Source organism: Hyphomicrobium sp. MC1, from assembly GCF_000253295.1.
GTDB lineage: Bacteria > Pseudomonadota > Alphaproteobacteria > Rhizobiales > Hyphomicrobiaceae > Hyphomicrobium_B.
In genome coordinates this window covers 1,253,022-1,266,339 of sequence record NC_015717.1, presented here as the reverse complement: position 1 = coordinate 1,266,339, position 13,318 = coordinate 1,253,022, and the positions used below count along the sequence as shown (strand labels likewise).

9 protein-coding genes are annotated in these 13,318 nt (G+C 60.2%); 6 read left to right on the top strand and 3 right to left on the bottom strand.

All coding sequences use genetic code 11. From position 1 onward, the window contains the following. Positions 1–115: 115 nt before the first annotated feature. A complete protein-coding gene (locus HYPMC_RS06165) occupies positions 116–961 on the top strand; it encodes a phosphatase PAP2 family protein (protein ID WP_050976756.1) in 846 nt (281 codons plus the stop codon). A gap of 114 nt (positions 962–1,075) precedes the next feature. After that, positions 1,076–2,053, top strand: a complete 978-nt coding sequence (locus HYPMC_RS06160; protein ID WP_013946985.1) for a cation diffusion facilitator family transporter — start codon at positions 1,076–1,078, stop codon at positions 2,051–2,053. 294 nt (positions 2,054–2,347) lie between these two features. Here HYPMC_RS06160 and HYPMC_RS06155 read toward each other — a convergent pair whose 3' ends face one another. Then, a complete protein-coding gene (locus tag HYPMC_RS06155; protein WP_013946984.1) occupies positions 2,348–2,869 on the bottom strand; it encodes a single-stranded DNA-binding protein in 522 nt (173 codons plus the stop codon). 395 nt (positions 2,870–3,264) lie between these two features. On the opposite strand from HYPMC_RS06155, the gene HYPMC_RS06150 reads away from it, so the two are divergent. Then, the gene (locus tag HYPMC_RS06150) at positions 3,265–3,633 is read left to right on the top strand and encodes a YkgJ family cysteine cluster protein (RefSeq protein ID WP_013946982.1); all 369 of its coding nucleotides are present in this window, start codon (positions 3,265–3,267) and stop codon (positions 3,631–3,633) included. A gap of 811 nt (positions 3,634–4,444) precedes the next feature. Beyond that, positions 4,445–4,837 (top strand): GFA family protein, encoded by a 393-nt coding sequence (locus tag HYPMC_RS06145; RefSeq protein WP_013946980.1) that lies wholly within the window; start codon positions 4,445–4,447, stop codon positions 4,835–4,837. Positions 4,838–4,995: 158 nt separating this feature from the next. Here HYPMC_RS06145 and HYPMC_RS06140 read toward each other — a convergent pair whose 3' ends face one another. After that, entirely contained in the window at positions 4,996–5,610 is a 615-nt protein-coding gene (locus tag HYPMC_RS06140; RefSeq protein WP_013946979.1) for a hypothetical protein, read from the bottom strand. Positions 5,611–6,084: 474 nt separating this feature from the next. On the opposite strand from HYPMC_RS06140, the gene ybaL reads away from it, so the two are divergent. Together ybaL and uvrA are read left to right on the top strand one after the other, a co-directional pair. After that, on the top strand, positions 6,085–7,854 hold the full coding sequence (gene ybaL, locus HYPMC_RS06135; protein WP_013946978.1) for a YbaL family putative K(+) efflux transporter: 1,770 nt from the start codon (positions 6,085–6,087) through the stop codon (positions 7,852–7,854). 136 nt (positions 7,855–7,990) lie between these two features. Further along, the gene (gene uvrA, locus HYPMC_RS06130; RefSeq protein ID WP_013946977.1) at positions 7,991–10,993 is read left to right on the top strand and encodes an excinuclease ABC subunit UvrA; all 3,003 of its coding nucleotides are present in this window, start codon (positions 7,991–7,993) and stop codon (positions 10,991–10,993) included. 368 nt (positions 10,994–11,361) lie between these two features. Here the strand turns inward: uvrA and HYPMC_RS06125 are convergent, their stop codons facing one another. Beyond that, positions 11,362–12,534, bottom strand: a complete 1,173-nt coding sequence (locus tag HYPMC_RS06125; RefSeq protein WP_013946976.1) for a hypothetical protein — start codon at positions 12,532–12,534, stop codon at positions 11,362–11,364. Positions 12,535–13,318 lie beyond the last annotated feature (784 nt).

The window sequence follows — 13,318 nt, the reverse complement described above, 5'->3', positions numbered from 1 at the left end:
AGCCTGGATCTTGATAGCTCTAAGTGCCGCACTTCTTGCGCTGCTCTGCTCCATTACGGATTTCGCGTTCCCGCCTCCGGCCTTTTTTCTTCGCCAAGGGGCGTGTTTGGCGGCAATGGCTGCGGCCACGGCCTATCTCATACACTGCGGCCACCTGCGGGCCGCTATAGCGGTTGAAGCGACCGCGCTTTCAATTTCAACCGTTCTTATCATGCCGCCGTTAGAAGCCATTTTTGCCTCGGCAGCATTTCCGTTTCAGGACAAGATTCTTGTCGCTGCCGACGCCGGTCTCGGAATAGACTGGGTGGCGCTGGCATTCTGGTTCCGTGACCATCCCGAACTGACCAGAATTTTGAGCCACGCTTACGCAAGCATCGAATGGCAGCCGATCATTCTGGTGCTGACGCTCGCCTGGGCTGATCCGGAGCGTCTCCGCAGCGTCATGACAACATCCACCGTGGTACTCGCCGCAACCATCGCCATCTTTCTCGTTGCTCCCGCGATCGGCCCCTATGCACATTTCAATTTCAAATCATCCGATTTTCCGAGCGTCATTGTGCCTGCCGCATGGGTTGCTCCGGGCATTACGGACGGGCTGCGCAACGGCGATCATCAACTGCACTTTGCCGGACTGGTGACGTTCCCAAGCTATCACGCCGTTGTGGCTGTGCTGCTCGCGTATGGTTGGATGGCGGTCCCGATTTTACGCTGGCTCTTCGTGCCGCTTAATCTGCTGATGCTCGTCTCGTGCGTCCCAATCGGCTCGCATTACGTGACGGACGTGATCGTTGGTGTCGCGATGGCGTGGGCCATTTACCCGCTTATCAGCCGCTACTATGTGGCGACCGATCGTAGCGCTCGGCTTCTCCCATGGTCTCAGACACGCTTCGGTTGCGCTGTCAAAGATCGTTTGAAACAGGCCGTTTTTCTTTGGAATAAGCGCAACGTCCTCAGCCGCTGACGACGTTTCGGCTGACCGTTATTGCTCGCGTGGCGCGGCCTTCAATGCGCGCGGGTGGACGCATTCCCCTGCTATCGGGTACGCATGAGGGTGCCGTAGAGGGAGACAACAACCGTGGACACCGGCGGATCGAAAGCCGTTATCGTCGTCGCTTTTGCCTGTAATCTAGGCATCGCCGCCGCAAAATTCGCGGCGGCGGCGTGGACGCAATCCTCGGCAATGCTTTCGGAAGCCATTCACTCGCTGGTCGATACCTCGAACCAGCTGCTACTGTTCTTCGGCATCAAACGCGCCGAAAAACCCGCCGACGCGCACCACCCATTCGGCTACGGCAAGGAGATCTATTTCTGGAGCTTCATCGTCGCGATGGTGCTGTTCGCACTCGGCGCCGGCGTCGCGATCTACGAAGGCATCGAAAAGATGCTCCATCCGCACCCGATACACGACGTCTTCGTGGTCTACATCGTGCTGCTCGTCGCCATGGCGCTTGAAGGATTTTCGACGTGGAAGGCCGTTGGAGAATTCAACACGCGACGCGGCCCGTCAGGCTTGGGCTTCATTGCCGCGCTACGCGCATCGAAAGATCCGACGCTGTTCGCGATCGTGCTGGAAGACAGCGCCGCAATGATTGGACTGAGCATCGCCTTGATCGGAACGATGGCAGCCGACTTCGGCGGCTACGAGCAGGCTGACGGCATCGCCTCGATTCTGATCGGCTGCGTGCTGGGCTTCGTTGCCATTTTCATGTCGGGCGAAATTCGCTCGTTGATCGTCGGCGAGTCGGCGTCGCGCGCAGTCCAAGCCGGGTTGAATGAAATCATCGCCAAGGAAATCGGACCTGACAAACCGATCCGCACCATCAACGAAATCCGGACGATGCATCTGGGACCGCAAGATGTGCTCGTTACGGCCAGCGTCGATTTCGAGGATTGGGTCAGCGCACGAACGGTCGAAGACGTAACGGCACGATTGCAGCAGGCCATCAAGACGCGCTTCCCAGAGGTGCAGCACCTCTTCATCGAGGTGCAGTCGGAGAAAGCCTTCCAGTTCAACAAAACCAAGCCGCCGATCGCGGCAGGCGCGACGCATTAAGCGTCACGTGCCGCCATCACGGGCCATGGCGGTGTTGGGCGCGTTCCCGCTATCAAAATGTCATCCTCGGCTTCAGGCCGAGGATCCATTCTGTAACCGGCGCATTTGTCTGAAGACTGCCTCACCAAGCCCGCGTCGACGGCCGGCTCCCCGAAGCGGAGTAGGAAACGACAACTCAGAACTTCCGTGCGTGGCGGCCGGCGCGCGGAACGCGTGTCGCGTCGACGTCCGAAAACTGCCCCACCAAGCCCATTGCTTCCGGCCGGCTCCGCGAAGCGGAGTCGGAAGCGACCATCAGAAAGGAATCTCGTCGTCGAGCGCTTTGTCGAAGCTTGGCTTCGAACCGCCGCTCCTGGAACCCGACGCGCGCCGGGATTCGCCACCCGAACTCGAACCGAAACCGCCGTCGGATGCGTAATCCGGACCGCTCTCCTGCATACCGATCGACGCGCCGCGTCCGCCGCCTGCGCCATCGAGCATCGTCAGCGTGCCGTTGTAGCCCTGGATGACGACCTCGGTCGAATACTTCTCCGCGCCGGACTGATCCGTCCACTTACGCGTCTGCAGTGCGCCTTCGATGTAGAGCTTCGCGCCCTTCTTCACGTACTGCTCGATGATCTTGCACAACGGCTCACTGAAGACGACGACGCGATGCCACTCGGTCTTTTCCTTGCGCTCACCCGTCTGCTTGTCGCGCCAGGTATCGCTCGTCGCGATGCTCAAGTTGGCGATCGGGCGGCCATCCTGCGTGCGGCGGATCTCCGGATCCTTGCCGACATTGCCGACCAGAATGACTTTGTTGACCGACCCTGCCATTTCACTCGTCTCCTTGACTGAACGTGACTGAACGCGAGGAACGCCACGGCGTCCCCTCGCGACGACCGGCGGCATGCTCGCCAGCCGACATGAATAGTTGCATAGACGCGCCATTCGGATAGCGCGGAATCGTTCTGACTTTAAAGGCTCTCCCCGCCACCTTCTTCACTTCATTTATCGTTCTCCACGGCCTAATCGACCGGGCGGGGACAGCAATGTTCTCTCATTGTTCTGTATAGCGCCCACCCCACTAGGCGCAAGCAAAATTAACCCATCGCGCCACGGTCTCACCGGAATGTCGCGTTCGCCGCGAATGCCGTCTTGACTGCCGCGCCGCATGATCTAAGGCCGTTACCCAGAGGATGGCGTGCGCACGCGGGAGCACCAAAGCCGCAATGGCTCAGTACAATTGTTTGAATTGCCCAGGATACTGCTGTTCGTATCCGGTCATTGCGCTGAACAAGCGCGACGTGGAACGCCTCGCCAAGCATTTCGACCTGAAATACGAAACCGCGAAGCGCCGCTTTACGCGCGAAGCCCACGGCCACAAGTACATCATGCGCCGCCAGCGCGATAAGCACTACGGCCGCATCTGCCAGTTCTTCGACACCAAGAAGCGCTGCTGCACAATCTATAAGGCGCGCCCCGCCGCCTGCCGCGCATACCCGGGCTCCGGTCGCTGCGGCTACTACGACTTCCTGATGCACGAACGCCGTGCCCAGAACGACGACAAATTCGTCGCGATCACGAACCACAAGGACTGATGCGTCTGGTCATCCACGGCCAAGCGCAGCGCAATCTACTGTCATCCTCGGGCTCGTCCCGGGGATCCATAGCTCATCTCGCATAGCTGCCTGATAGATCCTCGGCCTGACGCCGAGGATGACAGTAGTGACGTGTCGCCGTGAAGTGCAAAGACTGTTTCGCCAAGCCCGTCGCTTCCGGCCGGCTCCGCGGAGCGGAGTCGGAAGCGACAACAAAAAACTTCACCAAGCACCACACAAAAACTAACCCCGCCGAATCCTCGGATTCGCGCGGGGCTGTGTTTTTTACCTTCGATGGTTCGCCCAGACTAAAACCGGGCCTTTGAATGCGAGGCTCTAGCGGCCGCACGGACCGCCTCCCTCGTGTGAGATATCCAAATTGTAGCAGCGAGTGCAGCTGAGCCAAGCGTGGCCACAATCTCGAGAGCGCTTGTCAAGCTGCTGACCCCGTGAACAAGTCTCGAGGTCCTGATTGATAACCCGGTGGAGTCATCTCCTCTCCTCGATCTGTTTCAACGTCACGCCTACCACGTTCCACATGCGCCTCACGGGACCCATACGCACCACGTGAAGCCCTTGCGGCTCGCGTCTCCATTCCGCAGCTCATCGACCCCTCGGCCGAGACGCAATTACCGGAACAGCTAGCGAGAGCGGCACCGTCACAAAGAGAAATGTGTGCCTCAAAACCCCGGTCGTCAAGTTGTCATCAGGGAGAAAGCGATCACAATTCTCATCGGTAATGTTTGAAATGCGCGCAATATCAGTGATCTTACTGCGAGCCGCATCGCCGTTCGAAGGATATTCGTTGCTAATGACCGTTCACGCCACAGGAAGCTGCCATTGCCGAGGTGTCCGCTATGAAATCGGCGGCGAACTCAACCCGATCCTCGCGTGTCACTGTTCGATATGCGCGAAGACGAGTGGAAATTACGCTGCGATGACGAGCTGCGCCGCCGCAGACCTAAAATTGCTGAATGACGAGACGCTGCGCTGGTATCCGTCGTCGGATGCCGGCAACCGCGGCTTCTGCATGCGCTGCGGTAGCAATCTCTTTTGGCAGTCCCCCGGCAGCGAAGAAATTTATGTCACCGCCGGAACGCTCGACAGACCGACGGGCCTCAAGATCAAGGAGCACATCTTTGTCGGCTCGAAGTCCGATTACTACGACATCGCCGACGGCCTGCCGCAGAAAGATGAATGGTGAAACGTCCCGTCGCTTCCGGCCGGCTCCGCGAAGCGGAGTCGGAAGCGAAAATAAAAAACTGCCGTGCTCGGCGGCCGGCGCGCGGAATGCGTGTCCCCGAGCACAATAAAAAAACTCCTGCGCGTGCGGCCGGCTCCCCGGAGGGGAGTCGCACGCGCTTACTTAATAGGACACGCCTTATCGCAAGGCACGCTCGCGCTTTTCTCGACGGAGCCGCGGAAAATCGAAACGGTTTCGCGCGTGCACTGTCCGCCGGATTGCACGACGCGAATGATGTTGTCGCCTGACTTTGCCTGGCACAGCACCGTCACATCCTGCGCAACATTGAACGGCTCATCCCGCCGTGCGGCTTCATCCGCCACCGCGCGCGATACAATCAAGTCCCACAGGCTCGCCGTTTTCGAAATCGGCTTCGGCAACTGATCGAATGCAATCCATTCGTAGTTGACCTGACCGTCCGCGCTCTTCACGCGGATCGAGATGTCACCGGTCTTCGCACACGATCCGACCTCAACCTGCGCATTGCCCTGCGTCGTCAGCGAACGATACGCGATCCGGCAGTCGAAATTCTTCTCCAGCAACGCTGCTTGCGCCAGGCGGTGATCGACCTGGCTGAACGGCACGTCGTTCTTCCAGGAGAAATACAGATTGCGCGCGGTCGGTACGGCCGCGGCGACGGATACGGCAAGCACCAGCAGCTTGACCACCGTCAGCGTTCGGTTCACCGGATGAGCCGGATGCGAAAAGTTGAGAAGAGACGGCGCGTCGCTCACGTGATGCCCCCATCGATAACGATCCGCGGTTCATTTCCGCGACGCTTAACGTGCCGTCAAGGCTGAATGCTGACGGTATCCTGACAACCACGTGAATATCATCGCATGAACACCGTTCCCCGCGGGGGCGGGTGTCCTCATTGTAATCGCGCGGGCTGATCAACCACCGTCATGCCGACGAAGGTCGGCACCCAGGCAAGTATCCGTATCTTCGGTGTCGAGGTTTGACTGGATCCCGGCCTTCGCCGGGATGACGTTTGGGGGGACGGGTGTCGCGGAAACACCGTCATCCCCGAGGCAAAGCCGAGATGAACAGGGGAACCCACGAAGCCGCACCCTTGGCATCAGAACCTGGTCCCTAAAACCAACTCCCTCATCTTTGAAATCTCCAGCCTAAATTCCCGCGGGGCTTGATTGTTTCGCCTTGAGCCGGGCAAACTGGAGGAACGGCCTTCAGGAGGTGCCGCATCTGGAATGGCGCACGATACCCCGCTCATCGCTACGATCGTCGTCGGCCTATCACTGGCCTTCATTTTCGGTGCCATCGCCCAGAGATTTCGCATCTCTCCTATCGTCGGCTATCTGCTCGCCGGAGTTGCCGTCGGCCCTTTCACACCGGGTTTCGTGGCCGACCAAGGCCTCGCTAACGAACTGGCGGAAATCGGCATCATTCTTTTGATGTTCGGCGTCGGGCTGCATTTCTCCATGTCGGAGCTGCTGGCGGTGCGCGCCATCGCCGTGCCCGGGGCTCTCGTTCAGATCGCCGTCGCAACCGCGATGGGCGTCGGCCTCGCGACGACATTCGGATGGTCGTTGGGCGCAGGCCTCGTCTTCGGTCTCGCACTCTCCGTCGCCAGCACAGTCGTGCTGCTGCGTGCACTCCAGGAACGACGTCTCGTCAAATCCGATCAGGGCCGCATCGCGGTCGGCTGGCTGATCGTCGAGGACCTCGTCATGGTCCTGACACTCGTGATCCTGCCCGCCGTTGCCCCGCTGCTGAGCACCGAGAGCGCCAACGCGGCGGGAGCCCACTCGCCGAACGAACTGGCGATGACGCTCGCCGTCACGCTTTTGAAAGTCGCCGCATTCGTTGCCGTCATGCTGCTCGGCGGACGCAAGCTCATTCCGGCGATCCTGCACCACATCGCGCACACGGGTTCGCGCGAGCTGTTCCGCCTCGGCGTGCTGACGATCGCGCTCGGCGTCGCTTTTGCAGCCGCAAACCTGTTCGGCGTGTCGCTGGCGCTCGGCGCCTTCTTCGCCGGCATGATCTTGAGCGAATCCGAATTGAGCCAGCGCGCCGCCAACGAAACGCTGCCGCTGCGCGACGCCTTCGCGGTGCTGTTCTTCGTGTCGGTCGGGATGCTCTTTTATCCCAATATCATCGTCGAAAATCCGCTGCGCGTCGTGGCTGTTATCGCGATTATCATTGTCGGAAAATCGCTTGCAGCATGGCTGATCGTCCTCGCCTTCGGCCACGGCATGCGCACCGCGCTGCTGATTGCCGCCAGCCTCGCCCAGATCGGCGAATTCTCGTTCATTCTCGCCGGACTAGGCGTGACGCTGAAATTGCTCCCGGTCGAGGGGCGTGAACTGATCCTGGCGGGCGCGCTGCTGTCGATCATGCTCAACCCGCTGCTGTTCCTGGCCGTCGAACGCTACGGGCCTGCCATCGCGGCTGAGCCTCCAAAGCCGAAAGAACCGGCGCCCGCGGGACCAGCCCCAGGGCAAGTTCCCCTGGCCGCCAAACCGGCGTCGGAGCTGGAGCACGTCACGTCGAAAACCGGTCACACCGTGCTGGTCGGCTTCGGTCGGGTCGGCAGCTTGATCGGCGAGAGCCTGATCCAACGCGGCACCCCGCTGTTCGTCATGGACGACCGGGACGACACTGCCCAAACGCTGAAAGCTCGCGGTCTTGACGCCGTGGCCGCCAACGCCGTCACCGATCTGGCGTCGGCCAACCTGAAGGACGCCCGGGCGCTGATCGTCGCCATTCCCGACTGCTTCGAGGCTGGACAGATCGTCGCCCAGGGCCGCGCCGCCAATCCCGGCCTGCAGATCATCGCCCGCGCTCATTCGGACGCCGAGGAAGCCTACCTGAAGCAATACGGAGCCTCCGACGTCGTCCAGGGCTCACGGGAAACGGCTGGAGCCATGATCGTAGCTCTCGACACGCCTTCTCCAGCCCCGATCGTCGACCCAGACCCGGCCAGCAAGCCGGACAATCCCCCAGACGCCGCCTAGAACGCCACCGAATAACCAGCCGGACAGCCAAGCGTCACGGTCGCGGGACTGTTTTATGCCGCACCCCGCCCCCATATTGCCCCCGCGCCGTCGGGTTCCATTGCCAGTCCCGCCACCCCTCGGCTAGACGGTTCTCATGGCCAAATCGACAAAACCCAATTCCCGCCCCGCCTCCGAGCTGATGAAGACCATCCACGTCCGGGGTGCGCGCGAACACAACCTGAAAAACGTCGACATCGAGATCCCGCGTGACGCGCTCGTCGTGTTCACGGGATTGTCGGGGTCCGGCAAGTCGTCCCTCGCCTTCGACACGATCTACGCTGAAGGCCAGCGCCGCTACGTCGAGAGCTTGTCGGCATACGCCCGCCAGTTCCTGGAGATGATGCAGAAGCCGGACGTCGATCACATCGACGGCCTGTCGCCTGCCATCTCCATCGAGCAGAAGACGACGAGCAAGAACCCGCGCTCGACTGTCGGCACCGTGACGGAGATCTACGACTACCTCCGCCTGCTGTTCGCCCGTGTCGGCGTTCCTTATTCGCCCGCGACCGGCCTGCCGATCGAAAGCCAGACCGTGGCGCAGATGGTCGACCGCGTGCTGGCGCTGCCCGACGGCACGCGCCTTCTGCTTCTCGCGCCCGTCGTTCGCGGCCGCAAAGGCGAATACCGCAAGGAAATCGCCGAGTGGCAGAAGAAGGGCTACCAGCGCCTCAAGATCAACGGCACCGTCTACGCGATTGAAGACGCGCCGAAGCTCGACAAAAAATACAAGCACGACATCGACGTCGTCATCGACCGTATCGTCGTGAAGAAAGACATCGGCACCCGGCTCGCGGACTCATTCGAACAGGCGCTGAAACTGTCCGACGGCCTCGCCATCGCCGAATACGTCGACAAGCCACTGTCGAAAGCCGAAACCGAGGGCGCGAACAAATCGAAGAACGACACGCACGAGCGCATTCTGTTTTCATCGCGCTTCGCGTGCCCCGTGTCGGGCTTCACGATCGACGAAATCGAGCCGCGCTTGTTCTCGTTCAACGCCCCCGCCGGCGCCTGCCCGGTCTGCGACGGCCTCGGCTCCGAACTCCGCTTCGAGCCGGACCTCGTCGTGCCCGACGGCTCGCTCTCGCTCGAAAAAGGCGCGATCTTCCCGTGGGCGAAAACCGGCGTCTCATCGCCCTATTACGAGCAGACCCTCGAAAGCCTCGCCAAGCACTACAAGATCTCGATGAAGACGCCGTGGGAGAAGCTGCCGAAGCACGTCCAGCTCGCGCTCCTGTTCGGCTCCGGCGACGAAGACGTGACGTTCACCTACTGGGACGGCACGCGCAATTATTCCACCGAAAAGCCGTTCGAAGGCGTCATCGGCAACATCGCCCGCCGCTTCAAGGAAACCGACAGCGACTGGGTCCGCGAGGAGCTGTCGCGCTATCAGGCGGCGCACCCATGCGAAGGCTGCAACGGCTTCCGTCTGAAACCGCAAGCGCTCGCCGTGAAAATCGGCGGCAAACACATCGGCGAGGTCTGCGACCTCTCGATCAAGGCCGCCAACGTCTGGTTCAGCGAGATCCCGAAAACCTTCACCAAGCAGCAGTCCGAAATCGCGACGCGCATCCTGAAGGAAATCCGCGACCGCCTGAAGTTCCTGAATGACGTCGGCCTCGAATACCTGACCCTCTCGCGCTCGTCCGGCACGCTGAGCGGCGGCGAGTCCCAACGCATCCGCCTTGCCTCGCAGATCGGCTCAGGCCTGACCGGCGTGCTCTACGTGCTCGACGAACCCTCCATCGGCCTGCACCAGAAAGACAACGACCGCCTGCTCGAAACGCTGAAACACCTGCGCGACATCGGCAACACCGTCATCGTCGTCGAGCACGACGAGGACGCGATCATGACCGCCGACCACGTTGTCGACATCGGCCCCGGCGCCGGTGTCCACGGCGGCAAGGTCATCGCCCAAGGCACGCCGCAAGATATTATGGACTCACCCCAAAGCATCACCGGCGAATACCTCTCCGGCACCCGCTTTGTCCCCGTCCCGAAAAACCGCCGCGCGCCCGACCCCAAACGCATGCTCACCGTCACCGGCGCGCGCGAGAACAACCTGAAGAACGTCACCGCGTCCGTCCCCGTCGGCCTCTTCACCTGCATCACGGGCGTCAGCGGCGGCGGAAAATCGACGCTGCTGATCGACACGCTCTTCAAGGCCGTCGCGCGCAAGCTGAACAACGCCAAGGACCACCCCGGCGAGCACGACAAGATCACCGGCATCGAGCACTTCGACAAGATCATCGACATCGACCAGTCGCCGATCGGCCGCACGCCGCGCTCCAACCCCGCAACCTACACCGGCGCCTTCACACCGATCCGCGAATGGTTCGCGGGCCTCCCCGAAGCCAAAACGCGGGGCTACGAACCGGGGCGCTTTTCGTTCAACGTCAAAGGCGGCCGCTGCGAGGTCTGCCAGGGCGACGGCGTCATCAAGATCGAGATGCACTTCCTGCCCGACGTCTACGTCACGTGCGAGGAATGCAAGGGCAAGCGCTACAATCGCGAGACGCTCGCCGTCACCTTCAAGGAGAAGTCGATCGCCGACGTGCTCGACATGACGGTCGAGGAAGGCGCCGAGTTCTTCAAGGCCGTGCCGTCGATCCGCGACAAGCTCGAAACGCTCGCGCGCGTCGGCTTGGGTTACATCCACATCGGCCAGCAGGCGACGACGCTCTCGGGCGGCGAGGCGCAGCGCATCAAGCTGTCGAAGGAATTGAGCCGCCGCGCGACCGGCCGCACGCTCTATATTCTTGATGAGCCGACGACGGGCCTGCACTTCCACGACGTCGCCAAGCTGCTCGAGGTGCTGCACGAGCTGGCGGACGCGGGCAACACCGTCGTCGTCATCGAGCACAATCTCGAAGTCATCAAGACCGCCGACTGGATCATCGACCTCGGCCCCGAAGGCGGCGACGGCGGCGGCACGATCGTTGCGGCCGGCACGCCCGAAGACATCGTGAAGGTCAAGGAAAGCTACACCGGACAGTATTTGAAGCCGGTACTGGCGCGCAGCAAAGCCGCGCCCGGCGGCCGGCCCCCGGGACGGGAGTCGCCGGGCGCAAACAAAAAACGCCAGGCGGCGGAGTAACCCCCTCTCCGCTTGAGCCTAGACTTCTCCACACCGTCATCCCGGCGTAGGCCGGGATCCAGTCAACCCTCGACAATCGCTATGTTGCTGCTTGTCTGGGTGCCGACCTCCGTCGGCATGACGTTGAGGTGGCTGATGTCGCATCCGTAACCGGACGACGCGTGACGTCGTCTATCTCGAGATCGGCGACCGCACGCCCGGCGACGAAGGCAGCTATCCGAGCGACGACCTCAAAGCCTCACTCGGCCCGAACGGGAAGTGGCAGTTTACGCGGAAGGACGGGAGTGGGTATTGAGGCGGCGTGCAGGGCACTGACGTCGTGATGCGGGGAGGCAAAGCACTAGCGTCTAAGCCCTATAACGCCTAAGTCAACGCGGGGAGTTCCGTCCGAGTTTCTTTTCGATCTCACTAGGCAAGTCTTGCAATTTCGAAACAACTTTCTCTGCATTAGGGACCTTACCTGTAAACAAAATGTGGCTGAAACTTCTATCTCCGCGCCATAGGTCACAGAATGGCAGGTAAACAGAATGAAGAAGATCACCAAGAAGCGATGGTTTGAATTGCACTTTTTCACATGCTATTGCGTTTAATACCTCAACCGCAATCAGTTGAAACCGCTCACTTGCACCAGGAGCTTTTCGCATGGTGTCAACAAGGGGAGACCGTATGGGCCGAGAAGCAAAATTCTTGGCAGATGCTTTTTGGCGCTTAAGCTCGATCAGAAGTTCCTGTCTGAGGTCGCTTTTCAATTGACCGGCGGCTCCACTTGCAATCGATTTCTCAAGTACCGCTACTTCCTGAGCAATCTCCTTTGCCCGCATCATTGCCGAACGTAGTTCCTCAAATCTGTCCTCCCACCTACGTTTTAGCTCCCGAAGTTTGTCGGTCATTGGATTATCATTTCTGCCATGCTCAAAAAACCAATGATACACCGATCCGAAAGTCAGCGATCGTGAACGGATAATCTCGTTTGCCGAATTTCGATCGATCTCGCCCAGAAGGTATTTTATCACGACATCGCGCGCGACAACGTCTGAATATAGCTTGTCGCTGTAATCATCCTGCACATGCGCCGTCGTGGACGGGTTATTCCTCAAAAATTCCTGAAACCCCGTTGGTGAAGCAAGCTTCCGACGATCACGACGGTTGGCTAAGTTGCGCTCTGCGACCAACTTGATTACCCGTGCGCGCAGATCGCGCGCCAGTCCATCAACGTCGAACATATTTAAAGATTCTTGAGGTATCCAATACGGTCCTTGCTGGGGCACTGAGTCATCTAACAGGTCTTCATAGTAAGGGAATGACCAGCCCCCGCTGACTTCCAATAGAAATCTCGCCCGCTGATATCTATCGTCCGTGAATTTTGCATCAGCGGCCTGCATATATTCAAAATATTGAAAAAAAGAGATCGGAAAGATTACCGCTCCGTCGTTCTTAAATCCCATCAAGCGTCGAAATACGGCAGATGGAATTGCTTCAGGATCGGCCTCCCTCATCGCAATAAGATCCGATGTATCGAGATAAACGACAAGCGGTTTCACAACATGCTACCCAAAACTAAGTTACACATTAATTGCATTTCAAATCGCGCTTCGCTTAGACGCTAGAATTGTGTGCACAAAGAGCTGAGCGGACACGTTAAGCGCTGCGCTCGGCTATCGGCATTCCTTGATCGCGCCGGTCCCCAGAAAAAAACTTATCCCCGCCCTCTCTTTTGATTGCGCCCGGCGACTCTCCTTCGTCGAGCCGGCCGCCGGGCGCGGAACACCGAATGCGCTGCGACCCCTCCTAAAAAAGTAATCCCCGGTATTGCTGCACACCTCATAATCCCCTCACCCATCCGGCAAGGGCATCGCGCGAGGCGTCGCGTGGCGCTCGGGTGGGGCAGCCTCACCCGCTCGCGTCACGCGCGCGATGCGGTCAAGGCGGAAAGCAGGTCCGCACGGCATGAGAGAAACCGTGTGCGGAATATCCCGCTTCATTAAGTGGCCTGCCGGAACCCTGATCTCTGGCTGTCACGGAGCGGACCGGTTCCGAGACCAACATTGCGAAGACCCTACGCCGCGGAACCCGTCCGCTTCGTGCTTTTTGATTGGCGCCAAACGACTCCGCTCCGCGGAGCCGGCCGTTGGCGCATGCCTGGAGTTTCTTCCATCGCGACGCGCCGGGCGGCCGGCGCGCCGAAAAATTCGCGCATGGCGGCTGGCTACCCGCAGGGGAGTCGCCATGCGCAAATCAAAAACTGTCGCACCGGCGCAATCAAGAAAAAGCGCATCTATGTGTCGGAACGGGAATGCCGAGACCGTCTTAAGAAGGCACCGGTCG